Source organism: Streptomyces yatensis (genome assembly GCF_018069625.1).
GTDB classification, from domain to species: domain Bacteria; phylum Actinomycetota; class Actinomycetes; order Streptomycetales; family Streptomycetaceae; genus Streptomyces; species Streptomyces yatensis.
On sequence record NZ_CP072941.1, the window covers coordinates 2,861,676 to 2,881,642 of the forward strand.

The following is a 19,967-nucleotide window of genomic DNA, read 5'->3' on the forward strand; positions in this document are numbered from 1 at the left end:
CTGGGAGTGCGGCGCGACGCGGCGCGATACGTGACGCGGCGTGACGCGGCGTGAGACGTGACCCGTTGCTTGTCTTGACGACACCCATCGGTCTTTCTACGTTCTCCCAGCGCCTGTCGAATCACCGGTCAGGTTGGTTGCGAGAGGGGACACTTATGCGCGTCGCGAGACCCTGGACAGCCGCCGGGATCGTCGCGGGAGGTGTCACTCTCGCACTCCTCGCGCCGTCCTCCGCCGCACCGGCCAGCGTGCCGTCCCAGGCGACCCGGCCGACCCAGCCGACCCGGCCGACCCAGAAGCCGCTCCCTTTGGAGCGGCTTTTCGACAACCGGGCGGTCAGCGACGACGCCCGGCCGGGTGACGCCGACTTCGACGGCGCGGGCGCCTCGCTCTCCGCACAGGACCTGCGGGCCGCCGGCTGGACCCCGGGGCGTGGCATCGCCCTGGACGCGGCGCGGCTGACCTGGCCGCGGAGCGCGGGGGCACGGCCGGACAACGTGATCGCCGACGGACAGGCGGTGCGGCTGCGCGGGCGGGGCGAGGCGCTGACCTTTCTGGTGGCGAGCAGTTCACCGGACGGGCCCGGCGCCGGGGCGAGCGGTGTCGGCACGGTGCGCTACCGGGACGGGTCGAGCCGTCCGTACACGCTGAGCGCGCCGGACTGGCGGGCGGGCCCCGCCGCCACCAAGGCCGTCGGGCTCCCCCATCTCAACACCACCGCAGGGCAGCGGCAGGAGACGGCCCGGCTGTACGCGGTGACGGTGCCGCTGGAGCGCGGCCGGGAGGTCGCGTCGGTGGTGCTGCCGAGGGATCCGGGCCCGGCGGCCGACCTCCATGTCTTCGCCGCGTCGCTGCGGCAGCCCGCGGACGGCTGGACCGGGAGCTGGGCGGCGAGCACCGCCGGGTACACCAAGGTCGGGCCGTGGACCGATCAGACGCTACGGCTGGTGGTGCACACCAGCGCGGGCGGGCCGAGGGCCCGGGTCCGGCTGGAGAACACCTTCGCCGCATCGCCCGTGGAGATCGGCCATGCGACGGTCGCGCTCCAGGCGAGCGGCGCGGCGGCGCGGGGCGCACCGGTGCCGCTGGCCTTCGGCGGGCGGCCGGGGACGTCGGTCCCCGCGGGCGCGCAGGTGTTCAGCGATCCGGTGGACTTCCCGGTTCCGGCGGACGCCAATCTGCTGGTGAGCATCCATCTGCCGGGTCCGGTCGCGGCGGTGCCGGTGCACAGCCAGGCCACCCAGCGGTCGTATCTGAGCGCGGCGGGCAGCGGTGACCGGACCGCCGAGCCGGGCGCCGAGTCCTATACCGGCACCCTCACCACCTGGCCGTTTCTGACCGGGGTCGATGTGCGGGGCGGGCCGGGTGCGGTGGTGGCGCTCGGTGACTCGATCACCGACGGCACCAAGTCCACCAATGACGCCAACCGCCGCTGGCCGGATGTGCTCTCGCGCCGGCTGCGCGGCCAGTCCGAGATCCCGGCGTACGGCGTGCTCAACGCGGGCATCTCCGCCAACCGCGTGGTCGCCGACCGCTATCCGGGCGAGGGCGTCTCCACGGACACCGGCGGGGTCAGCGCACAGCACCGGCTGGAGCGGGATGTGCTCGCCCAGACCGGGGCCCGTACGGTCGTCGTCTTCCAGGGCATCAACGATCTGCGCTGGGGCAGCTCGGCCGAGGAGCTGATCGCGGGGCTGCGGTCGCTCGCGGCACGCATGCACGAGCGCGGGCTGCGGGTGGTCGGGGCGACCATCGCCCCGTGCGAGGGCGAGTCGCTGTGCACGGCGGACGCGGACGCGCGGCGCCAGGCCGTGAACGCCTTCCTCCGGGACAGCGGCGGGGTGTTCGACGCCGTGCTGGACTTCGACGCGGTGGTGCGGGACCCCGAGCATCCGGCGCGGATCCTGCCCGCCTACGACAGCGGGGACCATCTGCACCCGGGGGACGCGGGGTTGCGGGCGATGACGGACTCGATCGACCTGCGGAAGCTGGTGGGGTAAGGGCGCGCGTCGGGCGGGCTCCCACGCAAGCACGCGCCTCGGGGAGCTCCCGCGTCAGGGGGCTCCCCGCACAGCGCGCCCAGCCGGGTCACACCTCCAGGTCGACGACGACCGGGGCGTGGTCGGAGGCGCCCTTGCCCTTGCGCTCCTCGCGGTCCACATACGCGTCGCCGACCGCCTTGGCGAACACCTCGTTGCCGTAGACCAGGTCGATCCGCATACCGCGGTTCTTGGGGAAGCCCAGCTCGCGGTAGTCCCAGTAGGTGAAGGGGCGGTCGTACTTCAGCGGCCGCGGCACCACGTCCGACAGCCCGGCCTCGCGCAGCGCCGCCAGGGCCTCGCGCTCCAGGTCGGTCACATGGGTCAGCCCGTCGAAGGCGGAACGGTCCCAGACGTCCTCGTCGGTCGGCGCCACATTGAAGTCGCCCAGGACCGCGAAGGGGCGCTCACCGGCCGCGTCCCCGGCGACGGTCGTGCGCAGCGCCTCCAGCCAGCGGAGCTTGTAGTCGTAGTGGGGGTGGCCGATCTCCCGGCCGTTGGGCACATAGACCGACCAGAGGCGGACCGGGCCGCAGGTGGCGCCTATCGCCCGCGGCTCCTGGCCGCCGTCGTAGTCCGGGCCGCCGGGGAGGCCCACGGTGACGTCGGTGAGACCGGCCTTGGAGATCAGCGCCACTCCGTTCCACCGCCCGGTGGCGTTGACCGCGGCCTCGTAGCCGAGCTCGCGCAGCGGCTCGTACGGAAAGGCGGACTCGGCGCACTTGGTCTCCTGGACGCACAGGACGTCCGTGCCGCTGCTCTCCAGCCAGGCGAGCAGCCGGGGCAGCCGGGCGGTGATCGAATTGACGTTCCAGGTCGCGATGCGCATAGGGGACAACCTACATCCCGGCTATGACAGCCCGCCCGGCCCGCACAGGGCACCGCTCCTCGCGGGCCCCGGCCCGCACAGGACGCCGCTCCTCGCCGGCTCCGGCCCTCACAGGGTGAGGGATTCGCCCGGTGTCAGCCGCAGGTGCTCGGCGCCGCCCGTGCCCGGTCCGTCGGGGCCGAGCATGCGGCCGTAGACCATGGGCGCGAGGTCGGACAGCAGGGCGTCGTGGATGTCGACGGCCCGGCTCGGGTCGACCGCGCGGACGTAGTCGAGGACCTCGGCGAGCTTGTTCCAGGGGGCGTGCACCGGCAGCATCAGCGTGTCCACCCGCCGCCCGGCGGGCACGGTGAGCGCGTCGCCGGGGTGGAAGAGCGTGCCGTCCACCAGATAGCCCACATTGGTGATCTGCGGGATGTCGGGGTGGATGACGGCGTGCAGCTGGCCGTGCACCTCGATGTCGAATCCGGCGGCCGTGAAGGTGTCGCCCTCCCCTACGGTGTGCACCCGCCCGGGGAACGCCGCCGAGATCTGGCCGGAGACGCTGGAGAGCGTCCAGATGTGGGCGGCGGGGTTGGCGTCGAGCGCCGTGCGCAGCCGCTCCTCGTTGAAGTGGTCGAAGTGCTCGTGGGTGACCAGGATCGCGTCCGCGCCGACCGCGGCGTCCTCTTCGCTGAAGGCCCCGGGGTCGATGACGAGCGCCTGCCCGTCCTTCTCGATCCGGACGCAGGCATGGCCCTTCTTGGTGAGCTTCATGGAGATCATTGTGCTACCGGGATCCCCCTGGCCGTACTAAGCGGGTCGGAGGAAGTCCGCTATGGTTCGGCAGCGCCCCGAAGAGGCGCGGGGCCGTGTCGATGTGCGGCTCCGCCGCGTGGGCGCGACCGGCCACGGCGGCGCCGCGGACGACCGACGGCATGCCGGGGCACTTCCAGCGGAGCGCTCAGCCCTCCGGGCTTGTCTCCTCGCGGATGATCCGCTGGGCCACGGCGAAGGCGGAGTTCGCGGTCGGCACCCCGCAGTAGACGCCGGTGTGCAGCAGCACCTCCTTGATCTCGGTGGGGGTCAGCCCGTTGCGCAGCGCGGCGCGGGTGTGGAAGGCGAGTTCGTCGAGGTGGCCGCGGGCGGCGAGGGCGGTGAGGGTGACCACGCTGCGGGTGCGCCGGTCGATTCCGGGCCGGGTCCACACCTCGCCCCAGGCATAGCGGGTGATGAAGTCCTGGAAGTCGCCGGTGAACTCGTCGGTCAGCGACTGGGCGCGGTCCACATGGGCGTCGCCGAGCACTTCGCGGCGCACCTTGATGCCCTGGTCGTACGCGTCGGAGCGGGCGTCCAGCAGCGGCTCGGGCGCATGCTGGCCGTACTCGACGACCTCGGCGCCGGGCGGTACGGGCGAGAGCACGGGCTTGAGCGGGGGCGCGGGGATCGCGGTCATCCCGGTCGGGTGGTCCGGGGACTGCCAGGAGCTGGAGAAGTGGCGCACCAGCAGATCGGTGACGGCCATCGGCTGTTCGACGGGGGTGAGATGGGAGGCGCCGGGGACGAGCGCGAGCCGGGCGTCGGCGATGCCGGCGACCAGGACGCGGGCGTCGGCGGCCGGGGTGACCTGGTCGTCGGCGCCGGCCACCACGAGGGTGGGGATGCCGATCCGGCTCAGCTCGGCGCGGATGTCGAAGGCTGCGAGGGCCTCGCAGGCGGCGATGTAGCAGCCGGGGTCGGTGGTGCGGACCATCTGGACGGCCCAGTCGACGATGGCGGGCTGCGAGGCGGCGAAGCCGGGGGTGAACCAGCGCTCGGGGGTGGCGCGGGCGATCGGGTCGAGGCCGTTGGTGCGGACCACGACGCCGCGCTGCCGGAAGGAGTCGGCGGTGCCGAAGCGCGGTGAGGCGGAGACGAGGGCGAGTGAGCCCACTCTCCGGGGATGTCGGAGCGCGAGTTCGGCGCCGATGGCCCCGCCGATCGAGCAGCCCGCGTAGCCGAAGCGCTCGACCTCGAGCTGGTCGAGGGTGGCCAGCAGCCGGGCGGCGAGCTCGGCCACGGAGGGGGCCGGATGGGCGGGCGCGCCGCCGTGGCCGGGGAGGTCGAAGCGGAGGACGCGCCAGTGGCGGGACAGCTCGGGTATCTGGCGGTCCCACATATGCCAGGTGGTGCCCAGCGACGGTCCGAGGACGAGCACGGGCCCGTCCTCGGGTCCGTCGGTCCGGTACTGAAGTGTCTTCGTCTCGCTCACCCGAAAACGGTAGCCGACCGAGGTGGCGGGGTTTTCGGGCGTGATGCACCCAGGATGTGAAGGACCTACGGAGTGACCGTGGAGACCACGTAAACCTTGGGATGCGCCGGATTGTCGAACTTGACCGTGATCCTCAACTTCGGTTGCGGATCCTTCTGCTTGAGCTCCATTCCGGCCCAGTCGTGGCCGGCCTCGCCGACCTGCCAGCCGACCTTCTTCGCCTGGGCGCCGGTGATGGTCACCTTGCCCTTGTCCAGGGCGGAGCGGCCGGTGCCGATCCGGTGCAGGAAGGAGTCGAGTCCGTCGCGGGAGGTGACGAACTGCACATACAGCGAGCTGACCTTCCAGGAGTTGGTCTCGTAGAACGCGACCTTCTTGGAGTGGGGCGGCACCGGCACGTCGTATATGCGCCGCTGCACCCGGGTCGGATAGCCGGCGCTGAGACCCTTGGCCGACGCCGCCTCCGCCTTCTCCTCACCGCCGTTGCGGCTCTGGATGGCGGAGATCACCAGATAGCCCGCCGGGATCGCGATCAGCAGGAAGACGATCACGCCCTTGAGCCAGCGACGGGACGGACGGCCGCCACCGGGCGCGGACCCACCGGGCGCGGAGCCACCAGGAGTGGACCCGCCGGACAGGGACCCGCCGGGCGTGGAGCCACCGGACGTGAGCCCGTCGGGGTGTCTGCCGTCGGCGGCGGGGGACATCGGGGCGCCGGGGCGCTGCTCGGCGGCGGTCATTCGCGGCCTGCCTGACCGCGCGGCGCCAGCCGCAGCGGGGAGGAGGACCCGGCGCGCTCGTACCGCTCGACACGGCGGCGGTTGGCGCGGCGGAAGCGGCGGGCCACCAGCCGGGCGAGGTCGGCGGCGCCCACCATCCCGGCCTCGGGGCCCAGCTGCGCCTTGACGATCCGGGCCTCCGGCCGGTACCCGCGGCCGGTGAGGGTGCGCCGGAAGGCGTCCCGGGCGGGGCCGATCAGCAGATCGTCGGCGGCGCTGACGCCGCCGCCGATCACGAAGCAGGAGGGGTCGAGGGCGGCGGCGAGATTGGCGATGCCGACGCCGAGCCACTGGCCGATGTCCTGGAGCAGTTCGACGCACATGGCGTCGCCCTGCCGGGCCAGTTCGGTGATCAGCGGCCCGGTGATCTCCTGGATGTTGCCGCCGACCCGGTCGGTGATCCCGTACGCCACCGGCGATTCGGCGGCGGCCAGTTCGCGGGCCTCGCGCACGAGGGCGTTGCCGGAGCTGTACTGCTCCCAGCAGCCGCGGTTGCCACAGGGGCAGCGGTGGCCGGCCGGGACGACCTGCATATGGCCGAACTCCCCCGCGACCCCGTACTTGCCGCGCTTGACCTGGCCGTCCTCCAGGATCGCGCCGCCGATTCCGGTGCCGAGGGTGATCATGACGAGATGGTCCTCGCCGCGTCCGGCGCCGAACCGCCACTCCGCCCACGCGGCCGCGTTGGCGTCGTTGTCGACCATGACCGGGACGTCGAGCCGCTCCGCGAGCCGGTCGCGCAGCGGTTCGTTGCGCCAGGACAGATGCGGGGCGAAGAGCACCCGGTTGCGGTCGGCGTCCACCCAGCCCGCGGCGCCGATGCCCACGGCGTGCACATCGTGCCGGTCGGAGAGGTCCAGCACCAGTTCGGTGATGGTGTCCTCGACGACCTTGGGGCTCTTGGACTTGTCCGGGGTCTCGGTGCGCAGCTTCTCGAGGATGACGCCGTCGGCGTCGACCACCCCGGCCATCACCTTGGTGCCGCCGATGTCGATGCCGACCGTGGGCACCCGGGGCGCGCTGAGATGCGAGCGGCGCTCACGGGTGCCGACGGTCCGCAATACGGTGGCCCGGGCCGAGCCCCGGTGCACTCGTTCGCGGTAGATGCTCATCGGCCGGCCCCCTCGCCGGTGTGGGGGGTACGGTCGCTGCGGGTACGTGCTCGCAAGAGTTCGTCGTCCCTGCGGGGGTATCGGGAGGCCGCGCGGCCTCGGGTGCGTCGGTCGTGGCGGGTGGGGCCCGCCGTGCGATTGTGCCTCACCCGCGCCTCACGCCGCATGGCGAGCCTACGGCGCGTGGCCCGCCGAGGGGCCGGAACACGGCCGTCGGCCCGGCCGCTCAGCCCTTGGCGACCCCTTCCGAGAGATCGGGGGCGGGGGTGCGGGCCAGTTCATGGCTGAGCTGTTCCAGCTCGCTGCCGCCCGCCATCTGCCGGGTGAGCTCCTCCAGGGCGATCTCGTCCTTGGCGTGGCTGCCCGCCATGGCACCGCGCTTGAGCAGCACGAAGCGGTCGCCGACGAGATAGGCGTGGTGCGGGTTGTGGGTGATGAGGACCACGCCGAGGCCCGCGTCCCGGGCGGCCGCGACGTACTTGAGCACGACCCCGGACTGCTTGACGCCCAGCGCCGCCGTCGGCTCGTCCAGGATCAGCACCTTCGCGCCGAAGTGGACGGCGCGGGCGATGGCCACGCACTGGCGCTGACCGCCGGAGAGGGTGCCGATGGGCTGGTCGACGTCGCGCAGATCGATGCCCATGCGCAGCAGTTCACGGTGGGTGGTGGCGCGCATCGCCTCCACATCCAGGCGCCGCAGCGGCCCGCGGCCCTTGTGGACCTCGGAGCCGAGGAAGAAGTTCCGCCACACCGGCATCATCGGGACCACGGCGAGGTCCTGGTAGACCGTGGCGATCCCGCGGTCCAGGGCCTCGCGCGGGGAGCCGAGACGGACCTCCTCCCCCTCGATGGTGAAGCTGCCGCCGTCGTGCTGGTGCAGCCCCGCGACGATCTTGATGAGGGTGGACTTGCCCGCGCCGTTGTCACCGAGGACGCAGGTGATCTCCCCGGCGTGCACCTCCAGCGAGACGCCGTCCAGGGCCTGGACATTGCCGTAGTACTTGCTGATGTCGCTGAGCGCGACCAGAGGTGTCCCGGATGCCCGAGATGTCTGGGACGTACTCATTTGCTCTCCTCCGCCCGCTTGCGGACCCACCAGTTGAGCAGCGTGGCGAGCAGCAGCATCGCCCCGAGGAAGAACTTGAACCAGTCGGCGCCCCACTGCGCGTAGACGATGCCCTTGTTGGTCATGCCGAAGATGAACGCGCCGACGGCCGCGCCGACCGCCGAGCCGTAGCCGCCGGTCAGCAGGCAGCCGCCGATGACGGCGGCGATGATGTAGAGCAGCTCATTGCCCACGCCCTCGCCGGACTGGACGACGTCGTAGTTGAACAGCAGATGCTGGCCGGAGATCCAGGCGGCCAGCGCGACGCCCAGATAGAGGCCGATCTTGGTGCGCTCGACCGGTACGCCGACCGCGCGGGCCGCCTCCTTGGCGCCGCCCACCGCGAAGATCCAGTTCCCGGCGCGGGTGCGCAGCAGGATCCAGGTGGCGAGCGCGATCAGGGCGAACCACCACAGGACGGTGATCTGCACCTCGACGTCCCCGATGGTCAGATGCGAGGCGAAGACCTTGTGGGCGGAGGGGAAGCCCTCCATGTCGGCGATGCTCTTGGTGGAGACGGTGTCGCTGATCAGCTTGGTGAAGCCGAGGTTGCAGCCCTGGAGGATCAGGAAGGTGCCGAGCGTGATGATGAAGCTCGGCAGATTGGTGCGGACCAGCAGATAGCCGTTGAAGAAGCCGATCGCGAGGGTGGCCAGCAGGGACACCCCGGCGCCGACCCATACGTTCGCCGTCATCTGGTACGAGAACATGGACGAGATCAGCGCCGAGCTGGTGACCAGGACACCGGTCGACAGATCGAACTCCCCGCCGATCATCAGCAGCGCGACCGGCACCGCCATGATCCCGATGGTCGAGGACGCGTACAGCACGGTGCTGAAGCTGGACCACTGGAGGAAGGCGTCGGCGACGATCGAGAAGAAGACGAAGACGGCGACGGCGCCGACGACCGCGCCCAGTTCCGGCCGCCCCGCGAGCCGGCGCGGCAGCGATCCGCGCACCGGCTGCCGGCTCGCGAGTTCCTCGACGGGCGGTGCCTCCGCGCTCATCGGGTGCCCCGCTTCGTGTACGAGGCGAGCTCGGCGGCGTCGTCCTTGGTGATGATCTGCGGACCGGTCAGCACCGGCCTGCCACCGCCGAGCACATCGGCGTTGTAGCGGTTGAGCCACAGCAGGTCCACGGCCTCGTAGCCCTGCAGATACGGCTGCTGGTCCACGGCGAAGCCGAGCGTGCCGTCCTGGAGCGCCGCGGCGACCTTGGCGTTGAGGTCGAAGGTGTCGATCTCGGCCTTGCTGCCCGCCTGGTCGGCGGCCTTGGCGGCGGTGTCCGCGAAGGGGGCGCCGAGGGTGAGCACGGTGTCGATGCCCTTGTCCGACTGGAGCTTGGCCTCGATCGAGGACTGCACATCGGGCATGTTGGTGCCCTCGACGTAGATCTTCTCCATCTTGCCGTCGAAGGTCTTGGCCGCGCCGTCGCAGCGCTGCTCATGGCCGACGTTGCCCTGTTCGTGGAGGACGCACAGGGCCTTCTTCCGGCCCCGCTTGTTGAGCTCGTCGCCGACGGCCTCGCCCGCGATGGTCTCGTCCTGGCCGACGTGAGTGAGCGCGCCGAACGCCTTGGACTCCTCGGAGCCGGAGTTGACGGTGATCACCGGTATCCCGGCCTTCCGCGCCTTCTTCACCACGGCCTTCATGGCGTCGGGCTTGGCGAGGGTGACGATCAGGCCGTCGACCTTCTGGTCGATGTAGGACTGGACCAGCTGGGACTGCTCCTTGCCCTCCTCGTTGTGGGCGTAGAGGAACCGGATGTTGTCCTTGACCGCGGCCTGCTTGGCACCGCTCTGGACGATGTCCCAGAAGGTGTCGCCGTCGCCGGAGTGGGTGACCATCGCGAAGGTCCACTTCGGGGTGTTGACCGCCGCCCGCCCCCCGGCGGCCGCCTCCCGTGCGGCCCGCTCCTCGGCACGCTTGCCGCCCGTGCTGCTGCAGCCCGCCAACACCGTACCCAGCACCGCCGCCAGCACGGCGGCGGTCATCGCACGTGCCCCTCTCCGCACCTTCGCCACGAAGACCCGCCCTTCTCACTGTGTGTTCGTCCCGCTGTCACCTTCGCGGCCGGGTACCGCATGATCGGGCCCGGCCGCCGCCAAGTATCCGTTACCGGCCCTCGCCGGGGCTTCCGGGGTGCTCGGCGGCGCCGCGTACGGTGAAACCGGTGGCGGGCCCGGTGCCCGTCCGGCTGGAGGACTTGTAGCGGGGGACGCGGGACACGTCAAGGACAGCGGCCGGGCGCGACGGCCTTGCAGGGCGGGAGCGAAGGGCTCAGGGGCGTACGAGGAGCTGGAACTCGAAGGCGTAGCGCGAGGCCCGGTAGGTGTGCGAGCCGAACTCCACGGCCCGGCCGGTGTCGTCGTAGGTCGTGCGCTCCATGGTCAGCAGCGGCGCGCCCTCCGGCTCCCCCAGCTGCTCCCCCTCCTCGGCGGTGGCCGCGCGGGCGCCGACCGCCTGGCGGGCGCTGTGCAGGGTGATCCCGGCCGCGCGCATCAGCCGGTAGAGCCCGGTGTCCTCCAGCTCGGCGCTGTCCAGCTTGAGCAGGCCCACGGGGAGGTGGTTGCGCAGATGGGCCATGGGCTCGCCGTGCGCCAGCCGCAGCCGCTCGATCAGCACCACCTCGGCGCCCTCGGAGATGCCGAGCGCGGCGGCGACCTCGGCGGTCGCGAGCTCGGTCGTGTTCCGCAGCACCTGGGTGGCGGGGCGCTGACCGGCCGCCTCCAGGTCGTCGTAGAGGCTGCTCAGCTCCAGCGGGCGCTTGACCTGGCTGTGCACCACCTGTGTGCCCACGCCCCGGCGGCGCACCAGCAGCCCCTTGTCGACCAGGGACGAAATGGCCTGCCGGACGGTGGGGCGGGACAGCCCGAGCCGCCCGGCCAGCTCGATCTCATTGCCCAGCAGGCTCCCGGGCGCCAGCCGCCCCTGCTCGATCGCCGCCTCGAGCTGCTGGGACAGCTGGAAATACAGCGGGACCGGACTGCTGCGATCGACGCTGAGCTGGAGCGCCTCAGCCCCGCCCGAAGAGTCTTCTTCCTCCATAGCCACGGGGCGAGGGTATCCGGATGAGCACATGACGGGAAGTCGTGAAGTTCTGTTGTCCGGACAAACTACGCACTCTCGACCCGCCGGGGCCGACAACGCTGTCAGCCGGCGCACCGGCCAAGGGGCCGTCCTGCCTCCTACGGGGCCCGCTCGCGCAGCCGGGCGGCGGACCGGGCCAGCCGTGCGGCGCCGACCACCGGCAGGGCGAGCGCTATCAGGAGGGAGGCCACGAAGGCGGGGGCGCTGATCCCGTCGAACGCCAGGGAGAGGGCGGCCGCCAGCACCGGCACCGTCACCAGCGGCGACAGGACGAACAGCGTGGCCTGCCGCTTCTCGCGCCGCGCCCACGGCGCGGACCGCCACAGCCGGACGAGCGCGCCGAAGGCGGCGACCAGCCCGAGCGGTATGCCCACGCCGGGGATCAGGCACAGCGGGACGGGCAGTACGGCGAGGCCGAGCGTCAGCCAGGTGCCGCCGGGGTTCTCGGGCTCGGGGGGAATGCTGCCGGACTCCTCGGCCAGCGCGTCCGCCGCGATCTCCTCCGGGGTCCCGATCCAGTCGAGCGCCCGCCGTACCCGCTCCTCACTGATCGCCGGACCGCCGTCCGGGCCGTCGTCCGGGCCGCCGTCCGCGGCGGGAACCTCGGTGCGGTCGTCGGCCAGCGCCGCCGCGATCTCCTCGCGCAGATCCTCGAGCAGTTCCTCCCGCCACGCGGCGGGAAGCGCCGCGGTCCGCCGCTCGACCGAGGCCAGAAAGGTCCGCACGAGGGGGTGGCTGAGGGGGCTGCTCATATCGTCTTCTCCGGATGCGAGGAAACGTTCACCGGTCGGGGGCATTACAACCGGCATCCGTCAGGGTGTAGCACCCGCGCAAGGGCCGCGCCCGAATTCGCGCAAATGCGCATCCCGCCGCGGGCGACAGGTTAGTAGGCCGCCCTGTCGCCCCCGCTGTGGGTCAGGGCCCGGTCCAGTTCGGCACCGGTGAGTCCGGCGGGGAGCGGGGCGGTGTCGGAGCGGGCGCGCAGTCCGTCCAGGACGAGCGCGGCGATGCGTCGGGCGGCGCGATCCCAGGCGTCGGACGGGAGTTGGGCACGGGCGAGCGTCGCCACGGTGACGACGAGGTCGGCGGCGGTGGCGTCGGGCCGGATCGAGCCGTCGTCGATGCCCCGTTTCAGCACCGCGCCCAGCGACCGGGAGATCCGCGGGCCGAGGGGGTCGGCGCCGTTTCGCGGATGCGGGCCGAGGGGGTCGGCCCCGTTCCACGGACGCGGGCCGGGGGCGCTGAGCAACGGCAGGGCGAGACGGCGACGTTCGGCGAGCAGCCGGTCCAGGAAACCGGCCAGCGCGTCCAGCGGCGGCGCCGCGCCGGCCTCGGCCTCCTGGGCGAGGTCGGCCACGAGCTGGTGGGCGCGGTGGACCACGGCCGCGTATAACTCGTCGCGGTCGGCGAAGTTCCGGTACAGCGTGGCGATGCCGACCCCTGCCTCGCGCGCCACCACGTCCAACGGCACGGCGGGGCCATCGCGGAGCAGGACCCGCTCGGCGGCGTCGAGGAGGGCGGCGCGGTTGGCGACGGCGTCCGAGCGGCGGCGCACGGGCTGGGCGGGACTCATGGGGCCATCTTCCCGCCCCGGGCACCGCGGCAGGGCGACGGGCGCGAGAGTCCTACGGCGATGCCCAGATTTTCAGCCGCCGTCCGTCCGCCGCCGCTTTACCGCTTCACCGCGTCACCGTTTCACCGCTTCATCCAGTCATCCTCGTACTTCTTGTACGTGCCGTCGTGGGTGGCCAGATGGACCCACTGGTCGACGTACTCCTTGAACTGCGCATCGCCGCGCGGCAGGGCGTACGCCTTCTCGGAGAAGGAGAACGGCTCGTCGGGGTGGACCGCGCACAGCTCCGGGTGGATCGCGGACTGGTAGCGGGTCTCGCTGGCGTCCGTCATCATCACATCGGCACGGCCCGCGATGATCTCGTCGAAGATCGTGGTGTTGTCCGGATGGACGGTGAGAGTGGCCCGTTTGACATGGGCCCGGGCGAACTCCTCATTGGTGCCGCCCGGGTTGACCACCACCCGCACGCCCGGCCGGTCGATGTCCTCCAGCGTGCGGTACCTGTCCTTGTCCTCGCAGCGCACGATCGGCGTCTTGCCGTCGGTGAGATACGGCTCGCTGAAGGACGCCTTACGGGCACGGGCCAGGGTCACCGAGACCCCGCCCATGCCCACGTCGCAGCGTCCGGCGGCAAGGTCGTCCACCAGTTCGGCCCAGGTGGTGGGCACGAACGCCGGTTTGGCGTCCAGGCTCTTGGCCAGGTCCCCTGCCATCTTGATGTCGATGCCGGTGTAGGCGCCGGACTTGGGGTCGCGATGGCTGAAAGGCCGGTAGTCGCCCGTGGTGCACACCCGCAGCACCCCGCGCTCGGGCACCCGGTCGAGCAGGGTGCCGCGCTGCGGCCGGGCGCGGTCGGCGGCGGACGCCCGCGGCGACTCGGCCTTGGACGTGGAGCCGACGGCCAGCGCCGAACCGGCGGCGGTGGCGGCGAGCACGGCGGCGAGGGCGGACAGCGTGACGGTACGTCTCACGGCACCTCCTGGGCGCGGGCGGGCGGCCGGTACGAGCCGCATGATCACAGCGCGCTCAGGGTGGCAGAACTCCCGGCCCACGGGAAGCGGATGCGGTTGACCGCGCGCTGGGACGGGCGGACGTACGGGCCACGCACCGCCATTCGTACGGCCCGCGCGCAGCGATCAGTACGTCCCGGGCGCCCCGTCCGCACAGCCCGCGCACAGCGGTTCGGTACAGCCCGCGCCCCGCCGTCCGTACAGCCCGCGCACAGCGGCTCAGTACAGCTCGGGCGCCGAGTCCAGCGGTGGTGCCACATCCGCGAGGCGGGCCAGCAGCTCGGCGGCGCGCTTGCCCACGGTGTCCCGGTCGCCCTCGGACAGCGCCGAGCCCATCCCGCAGGCGACGGCCCCGGCCGCGATCCAGTCCGGGGCCTCGGCCAGCGTCACCCCGCCGGTGGGGACCACGGCGGCCTGCGGCAGCGCGGCGCGTACGTCACTGACCCAGCGGGGCCCGTAGGCGGAGGCGGGGAAGAGCTTCAGGGCGTCCGCGCCCAGCTCCATCGCGTGCACCGCCTCGGTGGGCGTCGCCACGCCGGGGAAGACCGGCAGACCGTAGCGGTGGCCGGTGCGGATGACCTCGGGGTCCAGGCTCGGCGAGACGAGGAAGCGGGCGCCCGCGTCCACCGCCATCCGGGCCGAGGCGGCGTCGAGCACCGTGCCCGCGCCGATCACCGCGTCATCGCCGACCTCCCGGATCAGTGTGGTGACCGCCTCCAGGGCGAAGGGTGTGGTCAGCGAGATCTCCAGGCTGGTGATACCGGCGGAGAGCAGGCTGTCCGCCGTGGCATGGGCGTGGTCGTAGCTGTCGCTACGGACGATGGCGAGAACGCGCTGCGCGAGCGCGGCCCGGGTGATCTCCCAGCGGTACACGGCGGTCGCCGCCTTCCTCTCCCAAGTGCTGCTGGCGATGCCGCCCCGGATTGCCTCCGGGATATGCGGCGGTTTCGGTGTGCGGTGGACGATCTGCGGTGCTGTGATGCGCTTGGTGGATCGATAGCCGACTTGCCGGTGTTACCGGCGCTGTCCGCGCTGTCTGTGTTGTCCCTGTCGTCTGCGTTGATTGTCTCGTGCGCGGATCTCCGTGCGGTCCGCGCGCTGCGGGTGGGCCGTGGATGCGGCGGGTCGGCTCAGCGGTACACCGCGTCCCCGCCCTTGGAGAGCTCGGCGAGTGCCCGGTCCCGCGCGGCGGCGGTGGGCAGCCCGTCCGTATCGGTGGCGGCCTGGACGACGAGGGCGGCCACACACGCCGCCTCGGCGAGCGCCTGGTGCTCGTGCAGCCCGCGCAGGCGGGCCGACAGATAGCCGGCCGCGAAACCGTCACCGGCCCCGATGGGATCGACGACCGGCACCGCGTGGGGCGCCTGGTCCCAGACGCCGTCGGCGGTGAGGACGGTCGAGGAGTGGTCGGCGCGCTTGATCACGACCTCGTCGGCCGCGCCGCGCAGCAGCTCCCGCGCGGCCTCGTCGGCGGGTTGGGCGGTCAGCAGCTCCAACTCGTCCTCGCCCGCGAGGACGATGTCGGCGTCGCGCAGCAACGGGCCCGCCGTCTGGGCCCACTGCGCCGCGCCGCCCAGCTTGTGCCGTACGTTCGGATCGAAGGAGACCTTGGCCCCGGCCGCACGGGCCAGCTCCACCAGGCGGCGGCTCGCGGCCGCCGCGGTCGGCGAGAGCATCGGCGTGATCCCGGACAGGTGCAGCAGCCGGGTGCCTTCGAGGGCCTCGGGGCGTATCTGCTCGGGGGTCAGCCGGGAGGCGGCCGATCCCATGCGGTAGTACTGCACATCGATGGCGCGGTGCGCATGGCTGTCCCGCATCAGGAGCCCGGTGGGGGCGTGGTCGTCCACGATCGCGTGGGCGACGTCCACACAGTCGGCGCGCAGCTCGCGCAGCACCGCCTCCCCCGCGGGGTCGGCGCCGACCCGGCCGAGCCAGCGCACCCCGTGGCCGAGCCGGGCGAGGCCCACGGCCACATTGGATTCGGCCCCCGCCACCGACCGGCGGAAATGCACGGCCCGGTCCAGCGGAACCCCGGGCTCGGCGAGCAGCAGGAGCATCGCCTCCCCGCACGTGACCACTTCCGGACCGTTCGCCACCATGCCTCCCCGCACGTCCGCTGCTAACCGAGACGGTATCGGGAAGCAACGACAACGACCCGCGCGGGGTTCCCGGGCCGGTGACCGTGGTCCGGGGCGACGGCGGGGCGGAGGGCGGGTCCGAGGGCAACGGAGGGCGGGCCCGAGGGCGGACGGTGGGGCGGGCCCGAGGACGGGCGCGGACAGCGCTGCGGCCGCTGCCCTGATGAGGGGCAGCGGCCGCGCCGCGGGGGGTGGCGGTTCTTCGGTGGGACCGCGTCAGCAGCCGCGGTCGACCAGGTCGAACGAGGCGTAGTGGTCCGAGGTGTAGTAGTCCTCGTCCGTCTGCTTACCGGTGACGATGCGCCGGGCGCCACGGTCGTCGGAGCCCGGGGTGATCACGGTGTACTCGTGGTAGTAGCCGGAGGACTGGGACGGAAGGACGCCTTCACGGTTCTGGAAGACGGTGCCGTCCTGCGGGAACGGGTAGGGGCCGCCCTGCTCGATCAGGTCCAGGGTGTCATGGGCCTGGGACGGCAGATCCGAGTAGCAGATGTCGCCGACGGCCGCGATGACCTGGGACGACACAACGGTCTGCGATGCCGCCGGGGCGACAGCGGTAGCGGCGGTGGCCGTACCGCCGATGATCAGCGTCGAAACGAGGGCGCCGAGGGCACCGATGCGAGCGATCCGTGGGGGGATTGTCATAGACATAGCATGACGCGCGTAGACGCTGTCGTGTCAATGCCAAGTGACCGCCGTTCGCCGGGAGTTCACAAGAACTGCGCGAAGCGCCAGAGGAGGTAACGGAAGCGTAACCTCGCACCCGCCTCGCCCGCGCTTCTTGCCTCTCAGGCAAATCTTTTGCCTCAGAGGTCAGGCCTGGCTATACCGGAGACATGCACCCGCTCCCCCACGGGCCCGACGAGGGGCCCACGGACGGACCGGCCGACGGCCACCCCGGCGGACCGGCGACCGAGCTGCCCACCGTCGCTCCCCGCCTGCGTGACCTGCGGCGACGCAGCGGTCTGACGCTGGAGGCCGCCGCGCATCGCGTCGGGCTCTCACCCGCGCATCTGTCGCGGCTCGAGACGGGCCGCCGCCAGCCCTCGCTCCCGATGCTGCTGACCCTGGCCCGTACCTACGGAACCACGGTATCCGACCTCTTGGGCGAGGAGACCGCGGAACGGGACCCGGTCGTGCGGGCCGACCGCATGGAGGCGCAGGAGGCGGGCGGCTGGACCTACTGGCAGGCCGGCGGCTCCGGCCGGGCCATGCAGGCGCTCCGGCTGCACGTGCCGGAGCGCTCCGGCGCCCAGGAGGGCCTGGTGCGGGTCCACCCCGGCGAGGAATGGCTCTACGTCCTGCAGGGCCGGCTGCGGCTGACCCTCGGCGAGACCGTGCACGCCCTCTCCCCGGGCGACGCGGCCCATTTCGATTCGCTCACCCCGCACCGCATCGCCGCCGCCTCGCCCGGCGGCGTGGATCTGCTCTTCGTCCACACGCTGCTGCAGAGCGGCGCGGCCGAGCTGTGCCTCGGCGACGCCGCTCGCCGAGGAAGGCCCGGAATGCCATGAAGGAGGACGGGAACGACATGACCGCGCACCAGATGAGCCCGAGCGACACCCGGACGGACCCGACGCCGCGCGCCCGGACCGGCCCGAACGAGGAGGACCGGGCGCCGATGAGCCTCACGGTCCGGGTCTTCATCTACCTCGTGGGCGTCCACTTCATCGCCGCTTTCCTCTTCTTCCTCTTCTACGTCGCGGGCGGGTGAGCGGTCGCGGGCGGTGAGCGGGGGCCAGGGCCGAGGGGCTCGTCACCCCGCGTGGGTGGAGAACATCCCGCCCGTCGGCCCCTGCTTGTCGCCGCCCTGCGCCTTCTTCAGGGCGTTCGCCAGGCCCTCGATGGTGAGCGACTGGAGGATCACCCGCCCATTGCCCTCCAGCGTGGCCAGCGACAGGCCCTCACCGCCGAAGACCGCGTTCATCAGGCCCTGGCGGTTGAGCCCGCCGATGCGCTCCACGCCGTACCGGATGCCTTCCTCGAAGGCCACGATGCAGCCCGTGTCGACCTCGATCCGGCCGCCGAAATCGGCCGGATTCAGGTCGATGAAGTTGCCCGCACCGCAGATGATCACGGTGCCGCGCCCGGTGAACTTCTCCAGGATGAATCCCTCGCCGCCGCTGCGCCCGGTCTTCCCGCCCTGGAAGGCGATGCCGAACTCCACGGTGGACTCGGCGGCCACGAAGGCGTCCTTCTCCGCGAACCACGCCCGCGCCCCGTCCAGCTCCAGCGCCCGCATCTCACCGGGCAGCACCCCGGCGAAGCCGACGGTGCCCTCGCCGCCGGTGGCGGTGAAGTACTGGAACGCCAGCGACTCCCCGGCCAGCGCCCGCTGCCCCACCTGCATGGCGGTGCCCATGGCCTGGCGCAGCATCCCGCCCATCCCGCCGCCCCCGCCGCCCCCGCCATTGCTCCCGGCGGCCTGACCGCCGCCTCCGCCGGGCCCGGACAGCCGGGTCTCCATCGTCACGTTCGCCGTCTTGAACAGGAACTTCCCGGCCTCGCAGTAGACGGTCTGCCCCGGCTGCAGGGTGCAGACCGCCATCTGCATGGCGTTGCCGACGATCTCTTGCCGCAGGGTCACAGCCGATCTCCTCGAAGGTCGTATGCAGGCGCGTCGGTCGTGTCGGTGGTCTCGGTCGCGTCGCTCGCGGCCGTCCCGTCCGTCCCGTCCCGCCGGGCCCGGTGATGCCAGATGGTGTCAGGTGATGCCGTAATCGGACATCCGGGTCAACGTCCGACCCGGATGTCCGGGTTCCGGGAGCTTGGCACAATGCCGGTCGTGGTCCGGCCCCCGGGGGCGATGTTGAAGGGAGCATGGCAATGAACACCAGCGCTGCGACGACGGCCCGCACGATGTGGGCCCTCTTCGAGCCGATCCACGCGGTGGCGTACTTCGCTCCGGAGGCCGAGGCGGCGTACGAGGAGGTGGGGCTGCGCGGCTTCTGGCGGGGCTACTTCGCGGGACGCGCGGCGCCCCTCGGACCGGTCGGGCCGGAGCCCGTCGTGGCGGCCTTCTTCACCTTCGCGCCCGCCATGGTCGCCCGCGCCCTGCCCGACGTCTGGTCCCTGACCACGCCCGGGCGGGCCCTGGAGCTCCGCCGTACGGGCGCCGCGGCCGCCCTCACCCGGCTGCTCGCCGGGCGCGAGCGCGAGGTGGAGCGCGCCGCCGAGGCCCTGGTCCCCCGCGCGGCGGGCCTGGAGGGGTCCGGCCGGGTGCTGGCCGCCGCGAACGGCGCGCTGGACTTCCCCGACAAGCCCATCGAGCGGCTGTGGCATGCGACGACCCTGCTGCGCGAGCACCGCGGCGACGGCCATGTCGCGGCCCTGGTCGCCGCCGGTATCGACGGCTGCGAGGCCCTCGTCCTCCGTTCCGCCGTCGACGTCCCCCGCGCCGAACTCCAGCCCCACCGCGGCTGGACCGACCAGGAGTGGGAGGCCGCCGCCCAGCGCCTGACCGACCGCGGCCTGCTCGCCCCGGACGGCACCGCGACGCAGGACGGACGCGAGCTGCTCCGGACGGCCGAGACGGCGACGGACCGGGCGGCGGAGCGCCCGTGGCGGCCGCTGGGCCCCGACGAGGTGGCGACCCTGGTACGGCTGCTCACCCCCCTGGCCACCGCCTGCGCCACCGCCCTCCGCTTCCCCAACCCGATCGGGGTCCCGAAGCCGACAGGGTGAGCGGTCATGCCAGGGGCGGCACCCCGCGCGCCCCGGGCGAGAATGCCGCCGGGTGCCGGCCGCTCCCTGGATCTCCGAGAGCCACGGACGGGCCACGGCGGGGGCGTCCGGGTGGCCGGAACGCCCGTGGTCAGTCCGCGACGCCCTGCATCGGGGCCCAGAACTCCTCGAACGACATCGTGCCGTCGCCGTCCATGTCGAGTACGTCGATGAATCGTTGCGCCTGCTCGTCGGTGAGGTGCTCACCGCGCAGCTCGGCGACGACCTGCTGGTATTCCTTGGCGGTTATCTGCCCGTCGGCATCGAGGTCGTATGCGTCGAAGACCTTGCGCGCGGCCGCCTTCATGTCCACCACGTGAGTTCGCCCTTCCTCGCTGGA

Annotated in this window: 21 protein-coding genes; 4 read left to right on the top strand and 17 right to left on the bottom strand. The window is 72.4% G+C overall.

The genetic code is table 11. The features are described from left to right. Positions 1–155: 155 nt before the first annotated feature. On the top strand, positions 156–2,000 hold the full coding sequence (locus J8403_RS11480) for an SGNH/GDSL hydrolase family protein (protein ID WP_211123104.1): 1,845 nt from the start codon (positions 156–158) through the stop codon (positions 1,998–2,000). An 88-nt stretch (positions 2,001–2,088) separates the two neighbouring features. Here the strand turns inward: J8403_RS11480 and J8403_RS11485 are convergent, their stop codons facing one another. The 15 genes from J8403_RS11485 to J8403_RS11555 form a co-directional block, all read right to left on the bottom strand. Further along, positions 2,089–2,868 (bottom strand): exodeoxyribonuclease III, encoded by a 780-nt coding sequence (locus J8403_RS11485; protein ID WP_086708559.1) that lies wholly within the window; start codon positions 2,866–2,868, stop codon positions 2,089–2,091. Positions 2,869–2,976: 108 nt separating this feature from the next. Then, complete coding sequence (locus tag J8403_RS11490; protein ID WP_211123105.1) at positions 2,977–3,624, bottom strand: MBL fold metallo-hydrolase; 648 nt, start codon at positions 3,622–3,624, stop codon at positions 2,977–2,979. Positions 3,625–3,811: 187 nt separating this feature from the next. Then, the gene (gene pcaDC / locus J8403_RS11495; RefSeq protein WP_211123106.1) at positions 3,812–5,098 is read right to left on the bottom strand and encodes a bifunctional 3-oxoadipate enol-lactonase/4-carboxymuconolactone decarboxylase PcaDC; all 1,287 of its coding nucleotides are present in this window, start codon (positions 5,096–5,098) and stop codon (positions 3,812–3,814) included. Between the two features lie 65 nt (positions 5,099–5,163). Then, entirely contained in the window at positions 5,164–5,838 is a 675-nt protein-coding gene (locus J8403_RS11500; RefSeq protein ID WP_211123107.1) for a hypothetical protein, read from the bottom strand. Next, complete coding sequence (locus J8403_RS11505) at positions 5,835–6,989, bottom strand: ROK family glucokinase (protein ID WP_211123108.1); 1,155 nt, start codon at positions 6,987–6,989, stop codon at positions 5,835–5,837. Before J8403_RS11505 ends, J8403_RS11500 begins: the two co-directional genes overlap by 4 nt. A 226-nt stretch (positions 6,990–7,215) precedes the next feature. Continuing rightward, complete coding sequence (locus J8403_RS11510; protein WP_211123109.1) at positions 7,216–8,055, bottom strand: ATP-binding cassette domain-containing protein; 840 nt, start codon at positions 8,053–8,055, stop codon at positions 7,216–7,218. Beyond that, positions 8,052–9,101 (bottom strand): ABC transporter permease, encoded by a 1,050-nt coding sequence (locus J8403_RS11515; RefSeq protein WP_059141813.1) that lies wholly within the window; start codon positions 9,099–9,101, stop codon positions 8,052–8,054. Before J8403_RS11515 ends, J8403_RS11510 begins: the two co-directional genes overlap by 4 nt. Further along, a complete protein-coding gene (locus J8403_RS11520) occupies positions 9,098–10,087 on the bottom strand; it encodes a sugar ABC transporter substrate-binding protein (protein ID WP_211123110.1) in 990 nt (329 codons plus the stop codon). The genes J8403_RS11515 and J8403_RS11520 overlap by 4 nt, the downstream gene beginning before the upstream one ends. 286 nt (positions 10,088–10,373) lie before the next feature. Next, entirely contained in the window at positions 10,374–11,141 is a 768-nt protein-coding gene (locus tag J8403_RS11525; protein ID WP_093465492.1) for a GntR family transcriptional regulator, read from the bottom strand. Between the two features lie 140 nt (positions 11,142–11,281). Then, the gene (locus tag J8403_RS11530; RefSeq protein ID WP_211123111.1) at positions 11,282–11,935 is read right to left on the bottom strand and encodes a hypothetical protein; all 654 of its coding nucleotides are present in this window, start codon (positions 11,933–11,935) and stop codon (positions 11,282–11,284) included. Positions 11,936–12,066: 131 nt separating this feature from the next. Beyond that, positions 12,067–12,756: a TetR/AcrR family transcriptional regulator gene (locus tag J8403_RS11535; protein ID WP_211123112.1), complete on the bottom strand. Its 690-nt coding sequence runs from the start codon at positions 12,754–12,756 to the stop codon at positions 12,067–12,069. Between the two features lie 122 nt (positions 12,757–12,878). Then, positions 12,879–13,727 (bottom strand): transporter substrate-binding domain-containing protein, encoded by an 849-nt coding sequence (locus J8403_RS11540; RefSeq protein ID WP_211123113.1) that lies wholly within the window; start codon positions 13,725–13,727, stop codon positions 12,879–12,881. A 258-nt stretch (positions 13,728–13,985) separates the two neighbouring features. After that, positions 13,986–14,639, bottom strand: a complete 654-nt coding sequence (locus J8403_RS11545; protein WP_059141809.1) for a bifunctional 4-hydroxy-2-oxoglutarate aldolase/2-dehydro-3-deoxy-phosphogluconate aldolase — start codon at positions 14,637–14,639, stop codon at positions 13,986–13,988. Between the two features lie 257 nt (positions 14,640–14,896). Further along, positions 14,897–15,865 (bottom strand): sugar kinase, encoded by a 969-nt coding sequence (locus J8403_RS11550; RefSeq protein ID WP_211123114.1) that lies wholly within the window; start codon positions 15,863–15,865, stop codon positions 14,897–14,899. 255 nt (positions 15,866–16,120) lie between these two features. Beyond that, positions 16,121–16,549 carry a ribonuclease gene (locus J8403_RS11555; protein WP_078644587.1) on the bottom strand — a complete coding sequence of 143 codons (429 nt, stop codon included), beginning with the start codon at positions 16,547–16,549 and terminating at the stop codon, positions 16,121–16,123. A 191-nt stretch (positions 16,550–16,740) separates the two neighbouring features. On the opposite strand from J8403_RS11555, the gene J8403_RS11560 reads away from it, so the two are divergent. Both J8403_RS11560 and J8403_RS11565 read left to right on the top strand, forming a co-directional pair. Continuing rightward, complete coding sequence (locus J8403_RS11560) at positions 16,741–17,418, top strand: helix-turn-helix domain-containing protein (RefSeq protein ID WP_246585807.1); 678 nt, start codon at positions 16,741–16,743, stop codon at positions 17,416–17,418. 17 nt (positions 17,419–17,435) lie between these two features. Beyond that, positions 17,436–17,618, top strand: a complete 183-nt coding sequence (locus tag J8403_RS11565; protein WP_228053416.1) for a DUF6126 family protein — start codon at positions 17,436–17,438, stop codon at positions 17,616–17,618. Between the two features lie 42 nt (positions 17,619–17,660). Here J8403_RS11565 and J8403_RS11570 read toward each other — a convergent pair whose 3' ends face one another. Continuing rightward, on the bottom strand, positions 17,661–18,491 hold the full coding sequence (locus J8403_RS11570) for an AIM24 family protein (protein ID WP_211123115.1): 831 nt from the start codon (positions 18,489–18,491) through the stop codon (positions 17,661–17,663). Positions 18,492–18,730: 239 nt separating this feature from the next. On the opposite strand from J8403_RS11570, the gene J8403_RS11575 reads away from it, so the two are divergent. Continuing rightward, positions 18,731–19,588: an SCO6745 family protein gene (locus J8403_RS11575; protein WP_211123116.1), complete on the top strand. Its 858-nt coding sequence runs from the start codon at positions 18,731–18,733 to the stop codon at positions 19,586–19,588. A 130-nt stretch (positions 19,589–19,718) separates the two neighbouring features. Here J8403_RS11575 and J8403_RS11580 read toward each other — a convergent pair whose 3' ends face one another. Then, positions 19,719–19,934 (bottom strand): EF-hand domain-containing protein, encoded by a 216-nt coding sequence (locus tag J8403_RS11580; RefSeq protein ID WP_413804068.1) that lies wholly within the window; start codon positions 19,932–19,934, stop codon positions 19,719–19,721. Between the last annotated feature and the right edge of the window lie 33 nt (positions 19,935–19,967).